The following is a 17,593-nucleotide window of genomic DNA, read 5'->3' as shown; positions in this document are numbered from 1 at the left end:
GCTGTTGTCGCGCAACTGCGGCACCTATGAGGATAAAAATATGGCTACCACCACCCTTGGGGTCAAACTTGACGACCCGACCCGCGAACGCCTGAAGGCCGCCGCAACCTCGATTGATCGCACACCGCACTGGCTGATCAAGCAGGCAATTTTCAATTACCTGGAAAAACTCGAGGGTGGTGCAACCCTGACCGAGCTGAACGGTTTGTCCGCCAAGGACACCGACGACGCGGGCGAAGTCCATACCGATCACGCTCACCAATGCTTCCTCGAATTCGCTGAAAGCATCCTGCCGCAATCGGTGCTGCGCGCCTCGATCACCGCCGCTTATCGTCGCCCTGAGCCGGAAGTGGTACCGATGCTGATCGAGCAGGCTCGCCTGCCGGCACCGATGGCCGAAGCCACCAACAAACTCGCCGCGACCATCGCGGAAAAACTGCGTAACCAGAAGAGTGCCGGCGGTCGTGCAGGCATTGTTCAGGGTCTGCTGCAGGAGTTTTCCCTGTCGTCCCAGGAAGGCGTGGCGCTGATGTGCCTGGCCGAAGCGCTGCTGCGTATCCCGGACAAAGGCACTCGCGATGCGCTGATCCGCGACAAGATCAGCACCGGCAACTGGCAGCCGCACCTGGGCAACAGCCCGTCGCTGTTCGTCAACGCCGCAACCTGGGGCCTGCTGCTGACCGGCAAACTGGTCTCCACTCACAACGAAGCCGGCCTGACTTCGTCCCTGAGCCGCATCATCGGCAAGAGCGGCGAGCCGATGATCCGCAAGGGCGTCGACATGGCCATGCGCCTGATGGGCGAGCAGTTCGTCACCGGCGAAACCATCGCCGAAGCCCTGGCCAACGCGAGCAAGTTCGAAGCCAAGGGTTTCCGCTATTCCTACGACATGCTCGGTGAAGCGGCGCTGACCGAACACGACGCCCAGAAGTACCTGGCCTCGTACGAACAAGCCATTCACTCGATCGGCAAAGCGTCCCACGGCCGTGGGATTTATGAAGGTCCGGGCATCTCGATCAAGCTGTCGGCCCTGCACCCGCGTTACAGCCGTGTCCAGTACGAGCGCGTGATGGACGAGCTGTACCCGCGCCTGCTGTCGCTGACCCTGTTGGCCAAGCAATACGACATCGGCCTGAACATCGACGCCGAAGAAGCCGACCGCCTGGAGCTGTCGCTGGATCTGCTCGAGCGTCTGTGCTTCGAGCCGCAACTGACCGGCTGGAACGGCATCGGTTTCGTGATCCAGGCCTACCAGAAGCGTTGCCCGTACGTGATCGATTACGTGATCGACCTGGCTCGCCGCAGCCGTCATCGCCTGATGATCCGTCTGGTAAAAGGCGCGTACTGGGACAGCGAAATCAAGCGCGCCCAGGTCGAAGGCCTGGAAGGCTATCCGGTCTACACCCGCAAGGTGTACACCGACGTTTCCTACATCGCCTGCGCCCGCAAACTGCTGTCGGTGCCGGAAGTCATCTACCCGCAGTTCGCCACGCACAACGCCCACACCCTGTCGGCGATTTATCACATTGCCGGTCAGAACTATTATCCGGGCCAGTACGAATTCCAGTGCCTGCACGGCATGGGCGAACCTTTGTACGAGCAGGTTGTAGGCAAGGTTTCCGAAGGCAAGCTGAACCGTCCGTGCCGTGTGTACGCTCCGGTCGGCACCCACGAAACCCTGCTGGCGTACCTCGTACGTCGTCTGCTGGAAAACGGCGCCAACACCTCGTTCGTCAACCGCATCGCCGACCAGTCGATTTCGATTCAGGAACTGGTGGCCGATCCGGTTGCACAGATCGAGCAGATGGCAACCGTGGAAGGTGGTTTCGGCCTGCCGCACCCGCGCATTCCGCTGCCGCGTGATCTGTACGGTTCCGAGCGCGCCAACTCCAGCGGCATCGACATGGCCAACGAACATCGTCTGGCTTCGCTGTCCTGCGCCCTGCTGGCCACCGCGCACAACAATTGGAAAGCCGCGCCGATGCTCGGTTGCGCCTCCAGTAACGAAGCGCCGGCACCCGTGTTGAACCCGTCCGATCTGCGTGACGTGGTCGGCCACGTGCAGGAAGCCACGGTCGAAGACGTCGACAACGCAATCCAATGCGCCCTGAACGCCGCACCGATCTGGCAGGCCACCCCGCCGGCCGAACGTGCCGCGATTCTGGAACGTGCCGCTGACCTGATGGAAGGCGAGATCCAGCCGCTGATGGGCCTGCTGGCCCGCGAAGCCGGCAAGACCTTCGCCAACGCCATCGCCGAAGTCCGCGAAGCCGTCGATTTCCTGCGTTATTACGCGGTGCAGGCACGCAACGATTTCAGCAACGACGCCCACCGCCCACTGGGCCCGGTGGTGTGCATCAGCCCATGGAACTTCCCGCTGGCGATCTTCAGCGGCCAGGTTGCCGCCGCACTGGCCGCCGGTAACCCGGTGCTGGCCAAACCGGCCGAGCAGACTCCGCTGGTGGCCGCACAAGCCGTACGCTTGCTGCTCGAAGCCGGGATTCCGGAAGGCGTGCTGCAACTGCTGCCGGGTCGCGGTGAAACCGTCGGCGCCGGTCTGGTCGGCGATGAGCGCGTCAAAGGCGTGATGTTCACCGGCTCCACCGAAGTCGCGCGTCTGCTGCAGCGCAACATCGCCGGTCGCCTCGACAACCAGGGCCGTCCGATTCCGCTGATCGCCGAAACCGGCGGCCAGAACGCGATGATCGTCGACTCTTCGGCACTGACCGAACAGGTGGTGATCGACGTGGTGTCGTCGGCCTTCGACAGCGCCGGTCAGCGTTGCTCGGCCCTGCGCGTCCTTTGCTTGCAGGAAGATTCCGCTGATCGCGTCATCGAAATGCTCAAAGGTGCAATGGCTGAAAGCCGTCTCGGCAACCCGGAGCGTCTGTCCGTGGACATCGGCCCGGTGATCGACGCCGAAGCCAAGGCCGGTATCGAGAAGCACATCCAGGGCATGCGCGACAAAGGTCGCAACGTGTACCAGGTGGCCATCGCCGATACCGAGGAAGTCAAACGCGGCACCTTCGTCATGCCGACCCTGATCGAGCTGGAAAGCTTCGACGAACTGCAACGCGAGATCTTCGGCCCGGTGCTGCACGTGGTGCGCTACAAGCGTAAAGAGATCGACCAGTTGATCGCCCAGATCAACGCCTCCGGTTACGGCCTGACCCTCGGCGTGCACACCCGCATCGACGAGACCATCGCCAAGGTGATCGACAACGTCAACGCCGGTAACGTCTACGTCAACCGCAACATTGTGGGTGCCGTGGTCGGCGTCCAGCCATTCGGTGGTGAAGGCCTGTCGGGTACTGGCCCGAAAGCCGGTGGCCCGCTGTACCTGTACCGTCTGCTGTCGACGCGTCCTACCGATGCCATCGAACAATCCTTCGCTCGCGCTGATGCTGCCGTGGCGCCGGACGTTCGTCTGCGCGACGCCATGAGCAAACCGCTGACCGCTCTGAAAGCCTGGGCCGACAGCAACAAGTTCGCCGACCTGAGTACCCTGTGCGTGCAGTACGCGGCGCAGTCGCAAAGCGGTATCACCCGCGTACTGGCCGGCCCGACCGGCGAAAAGAACAGCTACGCGATCCTGCCGCGCGAGCACGTGCTGTGCCTGGCGGACATCGAAGGTGATCTGCTGACCCAACTCGCTGCGGTACTGGCGGTGGGCGGTTCGGCGGTCTGGCCGGAATCCGACACCAGCAAGGCGTTGCTCGCACGCCTGCCGAAGGAAATTCAGGCGCGGATCAAACTGGTTTCCGACTGGAACAAGGACGACGTGGTGTTCGATGCGGTTCTGCATCACGGCCATTCCGACCAGTTGCGTGCGGTCTGCCAGCAGATCGCCAAACGTGCCGGCGCCATCGTCGGGGTTCAGGGCCTGTCCCAGGGCGAGACCAACATTGCTCTGGAGCGCCTGGTGATCGAGCGTGCGTTGAGCGTCAACACCGCGGCAGCAGGCGGCAACGCCAGTCTGATGACCATCGGTTAACTCCCGCGCGATCGTTCCCACGCTCTGCGTGGGAACGCCTCAAGGGACGCTCCGCGTTCCAGCCACGCTGCCGATTTCAAGCCTGGCACCGATGGGACGCGGAGCGTCCGGGGCTGCATTCCCACGCAGAGCGTGGGAACGATCAGTACAGCAACCTGAAATGGGCGCCCTCACCGGCGCCCATTTTTTTGGCCTCTCCATCACCGTTATCAATCTTCCTGTTCAGCATTTATTCGCACGCCTAGACTCGGTCCATTCCAAAAAAAGGTAGGCCGACATGTCCGAGACGCTGCTCAGTTCCCGCAATCTGGCTTTCGAGCTGTACGAAGTCCTCGATGCCGAGGGCCTGACCCGGCGCGAGCGGTTTGCCGAGCACAACCGCGAAACCTTCGATGCCGCCATCGGCACGGCGCGCAACATCGCCGAGAAGTACTTCGCACCGCACAACCGCAAGGGCGACGAGAACGAGCCGCGCTACGAGAACGGTCAGGCAATTCTGATTCCCGAGGTGAAACCGGCGGTGGATGCGTTCCTCGAAGCCGGATTCCTCAACGCGGCGCGCAGTTTCGACGCCGGCGGCATGCAACTTCCTACACTGCTGTCCCAGGCCTGCTTCGCCCACTTCCAGTCGGCCAACGCGGCTTCAACTTCCTATCCGTTCCTGACCATGGGCGCGGCCAACCTGATCGAAAGTTTCGGCACCGAAGAACAGAAGCAACGCTTCCTGCAACCAATGATTGACGGCCGTTTCTTCGGCACCATGGCCCTGACCGAACCCCACGCCGGTTCGTCACTGTCGGATATTCGTACCCGCGCCGAGCCTGCGTCCGACGGCACTTATCGCCTCAAGGGCAACAAGATCTTCATTTCCGGCGGCGATCACCCGCTCTCGGAAAACATCGTGCACATGGTGCTGGCCAAGCTGCCGGACGCGCCGGCCGGGGTGAAGGGGATTTCGCTGTTCATCGTGCCCAAGTTTCTGGTCAACGATGACGGCAGCCTTGGCAAGCGCAACGACGTGTTGCTGGCCGGGCTGTTCCACAAGATGGGTTGGCGCGGAACGACGTCAACGGCGCTGAACTTCGGCGATAACGGTCAGTGTGTCGGTTATCTGGTGGGCAAGCCGCACCACGGTTTGAGCTACATGTTCCAGATGATGAACGAGGCGCGCATCGGCGTCGGCATGGGCGCGGTGATGCTCGGTTATGCCGGTTACCTGTATTCGCTGGAATACGCCCGCGAACGTCCGCAGGGCCGGGTGCCGGACAGCAAGGATCCGACTACGGCACCGGTGGCGATCATTCAGCACGCCGATGTCAGACGCATGCTGTTGACCCAGAAATCCTACGTTGAAGGGGCGTTTGATCTCGGTCTGTATGCGGCACGGCTGTTCGATGACACCACCACGCTGGAGACCGAAGCCGAGCGCAAACAGGCTCATGAGCTACTGGATTTGCTGACACCGATCGTCAAATCCTGGCCGTCCGAGTTCTGCCTGAAAGCCAACGAACTGGCGATCCAGATTCTCGGCGGCCACGGTTACACCCGCGAATACCCGGTGGAGCAGTACTACCGCGACAACCGCCTGAACCCGATCCACGAAGGCACTCACGGCATTCAGTCGCTGGACTTGCTGGGACGCAAACTGGCGCAGAACGGTGGCGCCGGGCTCAAGCAGCTGATTCGACTGATCGCCGACACCGCCGAGCGCGCGGTAGCGCACGAATCGTTGACCGCACTGCGTGAGCCGTTGGAGAAACTGGTGGCGCGCCTACAGAGCGTGACCATTGGTCTGCTGACCGACCTGGCTCAGGGCAAGGTCAACAGCAGCCTGGCGAACTCGGCGCTGTACCTGAAGGTATTCGGGCATGCGGTGATTGGCTGGCGCTGGCTGGAGCAGGCGATTCGCGCCGAGGAAGGGTTGGCCAAGGGCAATGCGGCGGATGCCGACTTCTATAAGGGCAAGTTGCAGGCGGCGCGCTATTTCCTGACGTGGGAAGTGCCGGGGTGCCAGCATGAGCTGGCGTTGCTGGAGGCGCGGGATGATACGTGTCTGGCAATGCAGGATGCGTGGTTTTGACCTCTTAATGATCGTTCCCACGCTCCGCGTGGGAATGCCTCCTGTGACGCTCTGCGTCACGATCTTGAGAGGACGCGGAGCGTCTGGGGCTGCATTCCCACGCAGAGCGTGGGAACGATCAATTTCAGCTCAACTTGAACCCGCCCATCTGCCGCGCCAGGTCATCCGCCAACCGCTGCAACATCTGACAATCCTCACGACAAGCCCGAACCTCCCCCGCCGTCGCCCGGGCCAGATCGGAAATACCCTGCACGTTTCGGTTGATCTCCTCGGTCACCGCCGACTGCTCCTCGGTCGCTGTCGCCACCTGATGGTTCATGTCGCTGATGCGCTCGACCTGCCCGGTAATCGCAGTCAAAGACGCCCCGGTACGCTGGCTCGATTCGACTCCGGTGCCCGTCGCGGCCTGCCCGGTTCGCATCGATGACACCGCATTCTCCGCACCCTGCTTGAGGCTGCCGATCATCTGCTGAATCTCGTCGGTAGACGCCTGAGTCCGACGCGCCAAGGTGCGCACTTCATCCGCTACCACTGCAAAACCACGCCCCATATCGCCGGCTCGAGCAGCCTCGATGGCAGCGTTCAACGCCAGCAGGTTGGTCTGCTCGGACACCCCGCGAATCACCGCCAGCACCTGATCGATCGACGCCACTTGATGCGCCAGCTCCCCCACCGCGCCCGCCGCGACGCCAATTTCATCGGACATGCTTTCTATATGGCGAATCGAGCCGCCGACCACCTCTCGCGCCTGCATCGCTTCGTCGCGGGCGGTTTGCGAGGCGAGCGCGGCGTTGCCGGCGTTCTGGGCGATCTCCTGCACGGTCAGGCCCATTTCGTGGACGGCGGTGGCGACCATGTCGGTCATTTCCTGCTGGCGGCCGGAGCGCTCGGCAGTGTTGTCCACAACCCTGGCCACCTGGCCCACGGCAACGCGCAGACGCTCGCTGGTGGTCAGCACTTCGCCGATCATCCCGCGCTGGCTGTCGAGGAAACGGTTGAAGCCCCTGGCGAGGTCGCCCAGTTCATCGGCGCGGCTGGAATCTAACCGATGAGTCAAATCTCCACCACCGCTACCGATTGCTACCAGCGCAGCTGTTACCTGACGAATCGGTCGCACCAATCCCTGGGCCAGCCAGATCACCAGCGCCAGGCAAACCAGCGCCACCACCAGGCCGATGCCGCTGCTCATCCACATCGCCCGACGGGCTTCGGCGTAGATCTGCGACTGTGGCACTTCGGCCACCAGGGTCCAGCCGAGGTCGCGCAAAGGCAGGCTGAAGGCGAGGAAATCTTCGCCGTCGCGCTGGAAGCTGCTGTTGGCGGCCACTTTGTGGCCCATGACCGCTTGTGCTGCCGAGCCACCGATCTGCTCGCTCAAGGTGCGCTTGCCGCTGAACTGTGCCTCGGGATGGACCTGGATAAGACCGTCGGAACGCACGAGATAGACCTTCCCGCGCTCGCCGAAGCTGAAGTTGTGAATCAGCTCCGACAGCTCTTTCATGCTCAGCCCAAGGCCCGCGACACCGACCACTTTGCCGGCCTGCTCGACCTTCAGGTCGATGAACAGCGCCAGCTCTCCGGTGGCCCCGTCGTTGTCGATATTCAGGGTTCGCGACTGGTTACTGTCAAGAAACGAGTAAAACCACGCATCGGCCGGCTTGTCGCGACTGAGGGTGCGATCCAGGCCTTTTTCGGTGATGTAGTGATTGGATTCGGTGCCGATGATCAGCGCAGTGAACGCCTTGTGTTCGGCGCGGATGCCTTCCAGATACTGCGCGAAGCCCGCCGTTCTGGCGGAATCTTCACCATTGGCCAGCCAGTCGCGGACCATCGTATTGCTGGCGATGTCCTTGGCGGCGGTGAGGGGTTGAACGAGGATTCGTTCGATGTCGTTGCGCGTCGCTTCGATGCTCGACGGCAGCGCCTGTTCGACCAGATAGCTTTGGGCGAGGCGGTTGACCACCAGGGTATAAATGCCAACCACGATCAGAATGCTGACCAGCAGGGCGGTGCCCATGCCGAGGATCAACTGCCATTGAATACTGCGACGCCAGAACTGCATGGAGCACCCCCAAAGAATAAGAGGCTGAAACACTGCAACAGCCGTGCCGATTGTATACAACGCAATCGACAATCTTATTCTTTGGTTGTGCGCAACCCCATCAACCCTGATTGATGGTCTTGGCGATGGTCTCGACCGTGGCGCTGACTTGCTCTTGGTAACGCTCGAGTTCCTGCTGGTGCTGCTTCTTCATTTCAATCTGCTGCGAGCACAGATTCATCGCCGCCAGCACCAGCAGGCGGTCGCCGATCAGGGTCGGGTATTTCTTCTTGGTGTCGGCCAGTGCGGCCTTGAGCATCAACGCAGCGTCCAGCAGGGTCTGTTCTTCCCCGGCCGGTGCCTTGATCGAATAGTCCTCCCCCAGGATGGAGATGACTTTTACCCCTGCTGTACCGTGGTTCATGCGCTGACAGGACCTGCGTTGACGCGATCAACCAGCGCCTGGATGCGCGCGGCGGTGGCGCCGTGCTTTTCTTCCTGTTCCATCAGGCTCAGTTGCAGGCTTTCGTTTTCATCCTTGGCCTGGGCCAGTTCCGTGGTCAGGGTCTGGTTGGTTTCCGACAGGGTCTGGTTCTGTTGCACCAGGTCGCTGACGAGCTGTTCCAATTGGCTGAGGGATGCTTCCAACATTTTGATCTTCCAGGGCTTTTTCAAAGGGCGCGTACGATAAAGAAAAGTCGTCTTTGACGCCAGGGTTAAACCGGCGCAAGGCCTTGATTTTCCTGGCGGCCGACCGTTCTTGCGAGTGTTAGAGACTGTGATCTGCCGATCTGGTTCCTGCACTTCGTCGCCCGACGCCCCATGCGACAAATACGCACACCACCTCAAGACTTTAGTCGTATGACCGATAAGTCACCCAACAGCAGTCTCAGCCCGCACGGATGCGGCCCTTCCCTGGTATCCGCCTCCATGTCCCTTCGCAATATGAACATCGCCCCCCGGGCGTTCACCGGTTTCGCCCTGATCGGCGGCCTGATGCTGATTCTCGGTGTGTTCGCCCTGAATCAGATGAGCAAGATCCGCGCAGCGGGCGAAGATATCGCCACCGCCAGCGTGCCTTCGATCAAGGCTCTCGACGAATTCACCCAGTTGACCCTGCGCCTGCGCGTGCTGTCGTATCGGTTGCTGATCAACCGAGAGCCAGACGTCCAGCAAAAAACCATTGAGCTGTTCGATTTGCGCAACCGGCAGATCGCCGACGCGCAACGCGCCTACGAGCCGCTGATCGATGGCCCGCAGGAACGCGCGGCTTACGATCAGTACGTGCAGTTGCTGGCGCAGTACCGTCAACTCGAAGACCGCATGAAGACTCTGTCGCGCAACAATCAGGTCGACGAACTGCGGCAGATGCTCAACACCGATTTGCTCGCCAATTCCGAAGCGGTGAATACCGCTCTCGCGCGTTTGCTGGAGATCAACACCCAACAGATCGCCGAGACCAATCAGGGCGCCACGGATCAGTATTCGATGTCGTTCAATCTGGTGGTGACCCTGCTGGTGATCGCCACCGGTCTGACCTTCCTGTTCGCCTGGTTGCTGACCGTCAGCATCACCAAGCCGATCGCCAAGGCTCTGGATGCAGCGGAAACCATCGCCGAAGGCAATCTGACCCAACCGATCCAAGTGGACGGCACCGACGAAGCCGGGCGCCTGCTGGCGGCCATGGCCAAGATGCAGTCGAAGCTGCGCGACACCCTGCAGCGGATTTCCGGCTCGGCCACCCAACTGGCCTCTGCCGCCGAAGAGCTGAACAGCGTCACCGACGAAAGCGCCCGGGGTCTGACCCAGCAGAACAACGAAATCGAGCAGGCTGCCACCGCGGTCAACGAGATGACTAGCGCCGTGGAAGAAGTTGCGCGCAACGCCGTCAGCACCTCGGAAGCTTCGAAGAACGCCACCACCTCCGCTGGCGACGGCCGCGATCTGGTGCAGGAAACCGTCAGTGCTATCGAACGCATGAGCGCCGACGTGCAGAGCACCGCGACCCTGATCGGCGATCTGGCCAACGAATCCCGTGACATCGGCAAGGTGCTGGACGTGATCCGTGGCTTGGCCGACCAGACCAACCTGCTGGCGCTCAACGCTGCAATTGAGGCGGCCCGCGCCGGTGAAGCCGGTCGTGGATTTGCGGTGGTCGCCGACGAAGTTCGCGCCCTGGCGCACCGCACCCAGCAGTCGACCAGCGAAATCGAGCGCATGATTGGCAGTATCCAGAGCGGCACCGAACACGCCGTGGATTCGATGCGCAACAGCACCGAGCGCGCCGAATCGACCCTGAACATCGCCCGTGGTGCCGGCCTGTCGCTGGACACGATCAACACGGCCATCGTTGAAATCAACGAGCGCAACCTGGTGATCGCCAGCGCCGCCGAAGAGCAGGCGCAGGTGGCGCGGGAAGTGGATCGCAACCTGGTGAACATCCGCGATCTGTCGGTGCAATCGGCGACCGGCGCGAATCAGACCAGTGCGGCCAGTAATGAGCTGTCGCGATTGGCGCTGGATCTGAACAATATGGTTGGGCGGTTTAGCCTCTGAGATAGAAGCCCCCTTTTGATCATTCTCACATCGAGAGGTTGATCGTTCCCACGCTCCGCGTGGGAATGCAGCCGGGACGCTCCGCGTCCCAAAAGCGGACGCAGAGCGTCCATTGAGGCATTCCCACGCGGAGCGTGGGAACGATCGCCTCCTCTGGTGCAAAAGCTTTTTGACAGCATCACATTTCAACAGGTTAGAATCGCTGGCACGCAGACTGCATGGTCAGTTTGTGCCCGTCTTTCCGCTTCTGGAGTACTGCCTTTGAATGCGACGACCATCAACAGCCTGTTCTTGATCGGCGCGTTGCTGGTAGGCGCAAGCATTCTTGTCAGCTCCCTTTCCTCCCGTCTCGGCATCCCGATTCTGGTGATCATCCTCGCGGTCGGCATGAGTGCCGGGGTCGATGGCGGCGGCATCATTTTCGATAACTACCCGACGGCCTATCTGGTCGGCAACCTCGCACTGGCAGTGATCCTGCTCGACGGTGGGTTACGCACCCGGGTGTCCAGTTTCCGCGTGGCCTTGTGGCCGGCCTTGTCGCTGGCCACGGTCGGCGTCCTTATCACCACCGGCCTCACCGGCATGGCGGCCGCGTGGCTGTTTGACCTCAACCTGATCCAAGGCCTGCTGATCGGCGCCATCGTCGGCTCCACGGACGCCGCCGCGGTGTTCTCGCTGCTCGGCGGCAAGGGCCTGAACGAGCGGGTGACCGCCAGCCTGGAAATCGAATCCGGCAGCAACGACCCGATGGCGGTGTTCCTCACCGTAACCCTGATCGACATGCTCGCCAGCGGCCAGACCGGCCTGCACTGGAGCCTGCTGACCCACCTGATCCGCGAATTCGGCATCGGTGGGGTGATCGGTCTGGGCGGTGGCTGGCTGATGCTGCAACTGGTCAACCGGATCAACCTGGCCACCGGTCTGTATCCGATTCTGGTGATCGCCGGCGGTCTTGTGGTGTTCGCCCTGACCAACGCCCTGCACGGCAGCGGCTTCCTTGCTGTGTACCTGTGCGGTCTGGTGATCGGCAACCGCCCGGTGCGCAGCCGTCACGGCATTCTGCACATGCTCGACGGCATGGCGTGGCTGGCGCAGATCGGCATGTTCCTGGTGCTGGGCCTGCTGGTCACCCCGCATGACTTGCTGCCGATCGCCCTGCCTGCGCTGGGTCTGGCGCTGTGGATGATTCTGTTCGCACGGCCGCTGTCGGTGCTGGTCGGGCTGCTGCCGTTCAAAGCCTTCCATGGCCGCGAAAAGGCGTTCATTTCCTGGGTCGGTCTGCGCGGCGCGGTGCCGATCATTCTGGCGGTGTTCCCGCTGATGGCCGGGCTGCCGAATGCGCAGCTGTACTTCAACCTCGCGTTCTTCATCGTGCTGGTGTCGCTGCTGGTGCAGGGCACGAGCCTGCCGTGGGTGGCCAAGCTGCTCAAGGTGACGGTACCGCCGGAGCCGGCGCCGATTTCCCGCGCCGCCCTCGAAGTACACGTCACCAGCGAGTGGGAACTGTTCGTCTACAAGCTCGGCGCGGAAAAATGGTGCATCGGTTCGCCCCTGCGCGAACTGAAAATGCCCGAAGGCACCCGTATCGCCGCCCTGTTTCGCGGTCAGCAACTGCTCCATCCGTCGGGTAGTACGGTGCTGGAAGTCGATGATTTGCTGTGTGTTATCGGCCATGAGCACAACCTGCCGGCCCTCGGAAAACTGTTCAGCCAGGCGCCGCAACGCGGCCTCGATCTGCGCTTCTTCGGCGACTTCGTACTCGAAGGAGATGCCCAGCTCAAAGCGGTTGCCGCCCTGTACGGCCTGCCCGCCGAAGGCATCGATCCGGACATGACCCTGGGCCACTTCATTGCCCAGAAAGTCGGCGGTGCACCGATCGTTGGCGACCAGGTGGAATGGAACAACACCCACTGGACGGTTGCGGTCATGGACGGGAACAAGATCGGCAAAGTGGGCGTCAGATTCCCCGAAGGAAGTCGCCCGGGCCCCGGGCTCTTCCTCTAAACTGCGTCCACTCTCACTTGCTTGACCGGTCTCTATGCCTACCCTGCGCTCCTTTTTCCTCGCGGCCCTGCTGGGCCTGAGTCTTTCCGTCGGCCCGCTGCAAGCCGCCGAACCACCGTCCAGCGACGCCGTGCAGGCCAGCCTGGACAAGCTCACCGACAGCAAACTGCCCGAGGCCGACAAGAAGGCCCTGCAGACGGTCCTGCAAAACACGCTGAACCAGCTCAACAACCGGCGTGACTACGAGCAGAAGCTGATCGACCTCAAGCAGCAGTTGGCCACTGCGCCGAAGCAGACCATCGAGAATTCGCGCGAACTGACCCGCCTCAAGGCCAGCGCCGTGGTACCGGTAGCGCAGCGCTTCCCCAAGGAAAACATCCAGCAGTTGGAGCAGATGCTCACCGAGCGCTCGACCCAGCAAAGCGATCTGCAAAAGGCCCTGGCCGACGCCAACAGCCTGATCATCACCGCCCAGACCCGTCCCGAACGTGCCCAGGCCGAGATTTCCAGCAGCCAGACGCGCATCCAGCAGATCAATAACATCCTCAAGACCGGCAAGGACGCCGGCAAGACCGTCAGCGCCGAGCAGCGCGACCTGCTCAACGCCGAACTGGCGGCGCTCAATGCGCTGATCCCGCTGCGCCGTCAGGAACTGGCCGGCAACAACCAATTGCAGGATCTGGGCAACAGTCAGCATGACCTGCTCTCGGAAAAGTCCGACCGTCTGGATCGCGAGATCCAGGAACTGCAAACCCTGATCAACCAGAAACGTCTGACCCTGTCGCAGGAAACCGTGACGCAGCAGTCGATCGAGGCACAGAAGTCTGGCAGCAGCGCCCTGCTCGCCACGGAAAGCGCGGCCAACCTCAAGCTCTCCGACTACCTGCTAAAAAGCACTGACCGCCTCAACGAACTCACCCAGCAGAACCTGCAGACCAAGCAGCAACTGGACAGCGTGACCCAGAGCGATTCGGCCCTCGACGAGCAGATCAACGTGCTCAAGGGCAGCCTGCTGCTGTCGAAGATTCTCTACAAGCAGAAGCAAGCGCTGCCGCGCCTCAAGGTCGACCGCGATCTGGCGGACCAGATCGCCGACATTCGCCTGTACCAGTTCGAAATCAATCAACAACGTGAACAGCTGAGCAATCCGGCGACCTACGTCGACAACCTGCTGTCCACCCAGCCGCCGGAACAAGTCACGCCACAACTGCGCAAGAGTCTGCTGGAGCTGGCCAACACCCGTGTCGATCTGCTGGAACGGCTGAGCCGCGAACTGAGCGCGATGCTCAACGAATCGATCACCCTGCAACTAAACCAGAAACAACTGCTGAGCACCGCGCAAAGCCTGCGCGCGACCCTTGACGAGCAGATGTTCTGGATTCCGAGCAACAAGCCGCTGGACACCGAATGGATGCGCGGCGTGCCGGAGCGCCTTAAGCGTCAGATCGACACGTTGCCGCTGGCCTCGAGCCTCAGTGAACTGACCGACGGCCTGACCCAGCGACCACTGTTGTTCCTGCCGCTGGCGCTGCTGATCGGCGCGCTCCTGTGGCGGCGCAAGCAACTGTATTCGCGCCTGAACAAGGTTCACCAGGACATCGGTCACTTCAAGCGTGACAGCCAGTGGCATACGCCACAGGCGATCCTGATCAATATTCTGCTGGCGATGCCGGTGGCGCTGGGCCTGGCCCTGTGCGGGCTGGCGTTGCAGATCGACGCCCGTGGGCAGAACGCCAACATGGGCGCGGCGCTGCTGCAAATGGCCCAGGCGTGGCTGGTGTTCTACACCGCTTACCGGATCCTCGCGCCGGGTGGAGTGGCCGAATTGCACTTCCGCTGGGAAAAGCCGCAGGTCGAATTCCTGCAAGGCTGGGTGCGTCGCCTCGGTCTGGTGGTCATGGCATTGGTGGCCGTGGTGGCGGTTGCCGAACTGCAACCGGCGGCGCTGGCCGACGATGTACTGGGCATGCCGGTGGTGCTGACCTGCTATGCGCTGATGGCGTGGCTGCTCAGCCGCCTGCTGATCAGCAGCCCGACCCACGAAAACGCCTCGCTGTTCCGCAAGGCTGTGGGCGTGATGTTCACCCTGCTGCCCATCGCGCTGTTCGTCGCCGTGTGCTTCGGCTACTACTACACCGCGCTGAAGCTCAGCGACCGCTTGATCAACACCCTGTACCTGCTGATGTTCTGGCTGGTGATCGAAGCGACTTTCGTCCGAGGTCTGGCGGTCGCGGCACGCCGTCTGGCCTACCAGCGCGCCCTGGCCAAACGTCAGGCCGCGAAAGAAGCCGGCGACGGCGAAGCGGTGATCGAAGAGCCAACCCTGGACATCGAGAAGGTCAACGAACAGTCTCTGCGCCTGATACGTCTGGCGCTGCTTGGCGGTTTCATCGCCGCGCTGTACTGGGTCTGGGCCGACCTGATCACCGTGTTCTCGTACCTCGACAACATCACCCTCTACGAATACACCAGCGGCACCGGCGCCAACATGAGCATGGTGCCGATCAGCATCGGCGACATGCTCGGCGCGCTGATCATCATCGGCATCACCTTTGCGCTCGCCCGCAACTTGCCGGGCCTGCTTGAAGTGTTTGTGCTATCGAAACTCAATCTGGCCCAGGGCAGTGCCTACGCGACCACCACGCTACTGTCGTACGTGATCGCCGGGGTCGGTTTCGTCTCGACCCTGTCGACCCTCGGCGTGAGCTGGGACAAGTTGCAATGGCTGGTGGCGGCACTGTCGGTCGGCCTCGGCTTCGGCATGCAGGAGATCTTCGCGAACTTTATCTCCGGCATCATGATCCTGTTCGAGCGCCCGGTGCGGATCGGCGACACCATCACCATCGGCAACCTGTCGGGCACGGTGAGCAAGATCCGCATCCGCGCCACGACCATCACCGACTTCGACCGCAAGGACATCATTGTCCCGAACAAGACGTTCATCACCGGGCAACTGATCAACTGGTCGCTGACCGACACCATCACCCGGGTGACCCTGAAACTGGGCGTCGATTACGGCTCCGATCTGGATCTGGTCAAGGAATTGCTGCTCAAGGCCGCCCGGGAAAACCCGCGCGTGCTCAAGGAGCCCGAGCCGCACGTGTACTTCCTCAACTTCGGCGAAAGCACCCTCGACCACGAATTGCGCATGCATGTGCGCGATCTCGGCGACCGCAACCCGGTGCTCGATGAGGTCAACCGCTTCATCAACCGCGAGTTCAAGAAGCAGCACATCAACATCTCGTTCCGCCAGATGGAGGTTTACCTGAAGAACCTCCACGGCCAGGAATACAAGATGGTGCCGATCGAGCCGGAAACCAAAACCATCGTGCCGGTCAGCGACGACCAGAAACCGTTGCAGGAACCGCCGCCGGCCAAACTCGACTAACCCGGCTAATCCCAGCAGAATGCTCGGACATTCTGCTGGAGCCGGTCCTTGAAAGCCCTCGACGAACTGACCTTCGACAACCGCTTCGCCCGCCTGGGCGATGCGTTCTCGGCCCACGTGCTGCCCGAACCGATCGACAATCCGCGACTGGTGGTTGCCAGCCCGGCGGCCCTGGCGCTGCTGGATCTCGACCCGGCAGTGGCCGACACCCAGGAATTTGCCGAACTGTTCGGCGGCCACAAGCTATGGGCCGATGCCGAACCACGGGCGATGGTCTATTCCGGGCATCAGTTCGGCGGTTACACCCCGCAATTGGGTGACGGTCGCGGACTGTTGCTGGGCGAGGTTTACAATGCGGCCGGCGAGCACTGGGACTTGCATCTGAAGGGCGCCGGGCAGACACCGTTCTCGCGCATGGGCGACGGCCGCGCGGTGCTGCGTTCGTCGATCCGCGAGTTTCTCGCCTCCGAAGCGCTGCATGCGCTGAACATTCCTTCGTCACGCGCCGCCTGCGTGATCGGCTCCGACACTCCCGTCTGGCGTGAGAAACAGGAGCGCGCCGCGATGGTACTGCGCCTGGCGCCGAGCCACATCCGTTTCGGCCACTTCGAATACTTCTATTACACCAAGCGTCCCGAACAGCAGAAGCTGCTCGGCGAACACGTGTTGGCGATGCATTACCCCGAATGCCTGGAACAGCCGGAACCCTATCTGGCGATGTTCCGCGAGATCGTCGAGCGCAACGCCGAACTGATCGCCAAGTGGCAGGCCTACGGCTTCTGCCACGGCGTGATGAACACCGACAACATGTCGATCCTCGGCATCACCTTCGACTTCGGTCCGTTCGCCTTCCTCGACGATTTCGACGCAAACTTCATCTGCAACCACTCCGACGACCAGGGCCGCTACTCCTTCAGCAATCAAGTGCCGGTCGGCCAGTGGAACCTCAGCGCCCTGGCCCAGGCCCTGACGCCGTTCATCAGCGTTGAAGCCCTGCGCGAAACCCTCGGCCTGTACCTGCCACTGTTCCAGGCGCACTACCTCGACCTGATGCGCCGCCGCTTCGGCTTCACCACCGCCGAGGACGACGACCAGCAACTGCTGGAGCAGTTGCTGCAACTGATGCAGAACAGCGGCGTCGATTACACGCTGTTCTTCCGTCGTCTGGGCGAAGAGTCAGCCGAACAGGCCGTCGCTCGCTTGCGCGATGACTTCGTCGATATCAAGGGTTTCGATGCCTGGGGCGAGCGCTACGTCGCCCGCGTCGCACGCGATGGCGCGACCGATCAGGAACAACGCCGTGCGCGGATGCATGCGGTGAATCCGCTGTACATCCTGCGCAACTATCTGGCGCAGAAGGCGATTGATGCTGCCGAGCAGGGTGACTATTCAGAGGTGCGCCGGTTGCACGCGGTGCTGAGCAATCCATTCGAGGAACAGCCTGGAATGGAGAGCTACGCGGAACGGCCGCCGGAGTGGGGCAAGCATCTGGAGATCAGTTGTTCGTCGTAAGCGGGAACGACTGAACCT

The 17,593-nt window shown here is 62.0% G+C and carries 9 protein-coding genes and 1 pseudogene; 6 read left to right on the top strand and 4 right to left on the bottom strand.

The features are described from left to right. The first annotated feature begins 40 nt into the window (after window positions 1-40). Both putA and AWU82_RS25695 read left to right on the top strand, forming a co-directional pair. On the top strand, window positions 41-3,994 hold the full coding sequence (gene putA / locus AWU82_RS25700) for a trifunctional transcriptional regulator/proline dehydrogenase/L-glutamate gamma-semialdehyde dehydrogenase (RefSeq protein WP_064382871.1): 3,954 nt from the start codon (window positions 41-43) through the stop codon (window positions 3,992-3,994). Window positions 3,995-4,271: 277 nt separating this feature from the next. After that, window positions 4,272-6,074 carry an acyl-CoA dehydrogenase gene (locus tag AWU82_RS25695; RefSeq protein ID WP_064382870.1) on the top strand — a complete coding sequence of 601 codons (1,803 nt, stop codon included), beginning with the start codon at window positions 4,272-4,274 and terminating at the stop codon, window positions 6,072-6,074. A 124-nt stretch (window positions 6,075-6,198) separates the two neighbouring features. On the opposite strand, the gene AWU82_RS29675 is transcribed toward AWU82_RS25695, so the two are convergent. The 4 genes and pseudogenes from AWU82_RS29675 to AWU82_RS25680 all read right to left on the bottom strand — a co-directional run bounded on the left by AWU82_RS29675 (window position 6,199) and on the right by AWU82_RS25680 (window position 8,766). Beyond that, a complete protein-coding gene (locus AWU82_RS29675; RefSeq protein WP_431768100.1) occupies window positions 6,199-6,906 on the bottom strand; it encodes a methyl-accepting chemotaxis protein in 708 nt (235 codons plus the stop codon). A gap of 207 nt (window positions 6,907-7,113) precedes the next feature. Continuing rightward, window positions 7,114-8,091: pseudogene (locus AWU82_RS29670) on the bottom strand (cache domain-containing protein); the annotation flags it as partial. Between the two features lie 145 nt (window positions 8,092-8,236). Continuing rightward, the gene (locus tag AWU82_RS25685) at window positions 8,237-8,539 is read right to left on the bottom strand and encodes a cell division protein ZapA (RefSeq protein ID WP_064382868.1); all 303 of its coding nucleotides are present in this window, start codon (window positions 8,537-8,539) and stop codon (window positions 8,237-8,239) included. After that, entirely contained in the window at window positions 8,536-8,766 is a 231-nt protein-coding gene (locus AWU82_RS25680) for a hypothetical protein (RefSeq protein WP_064382867.1), read from the bottom strand. Before AWU82_RS25680 ends, AWU82_RS25685 begins: the two co-directional genes overlap by 4 nt. Window positions 8,767-9,045: 279 nt before the next feature. Between AWU82_RS25680 and AWU82_RS29665 the strand changes: the two genes are divergently transcribed. The 4 genes from AWU82_RS29665 to selO all read left to right on the top strand — a co-directional run bounded on the left by AWU82_RS29665 (window position 9,046) and on the right by selO (window position 17,575). Then, a complete protein-coding gene (locus AWU82_RS29665) occupies window positions 9,046-10,671 on the top strand; it encodes a methyl-accepting chemotaxis protein (RefSeq protein ID WP_064382866.1) in 1,626 nt (541 codons plus the stop codon). Window positions 10,672-10,932: 261 nt separating this feature from the next. After that, complete coding sequence (locus AWU82_RS25670; protein WP_011332112.1) at window positions 10,933-12,675, top strand: potassium/proton antiporter; 1,743 nt, start codon at window positions 10,933-10,935, stop codon at window positions 12,673-12,675. A 34-nt stretch (window positions 12,676-12,709) separates the two neighbouring features. Further along, entirely contained in the window at window positions 12,710-16,063 is a 3,354-nt protein-coding gene (gene mscK, locus AWU82_RS25665; protein ID WP_039766495.1) for a mechanosensitive channel MscK, read from the top strand. A 48-nt stretch (window positions 16,064-16,111) separates the two neighbouring features. Beyond that, window positions 16,112-17,575, top strand: a complete 1,464-nt coding sequence (gene selO / locus AWU82_RS25660; RefSeq protein ID WP_064382865.1) for a protein adenylyltransferase SelO — start codon at window positions 16,112-16,114, stop codon at window positions 17,573-17,575. Window positions 17,576-17,593: the final 18 nt, after the last annotated feature.

It is taken from the genome of Pseudomonas glycinae (assembly GCF_001594225.2).
Classification (GTDB): Bacteria; Pseudomonadota; Gammaproteobacteria; order Pseudomonadales; family Pseudomonadaceae; genus Aquipseudomonas; species Aquipseudomonas glycinae.
This window is presented reverse-complemented; position numbering and strand designations above follow the sequence as displayed.

What these genes read in the sequence shown, in the direction of transcription:
- putA (WP_064382871.1), top strand. Translation starts at nt 41, where the DNA reads ATGGCTACCACCACCCTTGGGGTCAAACTTGACGACCCGACCCGCGAA.
- AWU82_RS25695 (WP_064382870.1), top strand. Translation starts at nt 4,272, where the DNA reads ATGTCCGAGACGCTGCTCAGTTCCCGCAATCTGGCTTTCGAGCTGTAC.
- AWU82_RS29675 (WP_431768100.1), bottom strand. Translation starts at nt 6,906, where the DNA reads ATGGGCCTGACCGTGCAGGAGATCGCCCAGAACGCCGGCAACGCCGCG.
- AWU82_RS25685 (WP_064382868.1), bottom strand. Translation starts at nt 8,539, where the DNA reads ATGAACCACGGTACAGCAGGGGTAAAAGTCATCTCCATCCTGGGGGAG.
- AWU82_RS25680 (WP_064382867.1), bottom strand. Translation starts at nt 8,766, where the DNA reads ATGTTGGAAGCATCCCTCAGCCAATTGGAACAGCTCGTCAGCGACCTG.
- AWU82_RS29665 (WP_064382866.1), top strand. Translation starts at nt 9,046, where the DNA reads ATGTCCCTTCGCAATATGAACATCGCCCCCCGGGCGTTCACCGGTTTC.
- mscK (WP_039766495.1), top strand. Translation starts at nt 12,710, where the DNA reads ATGCCTACCCTGCGCTCCTTTTTCCTCGCGGCCCTGCTGGGCCTGAGT.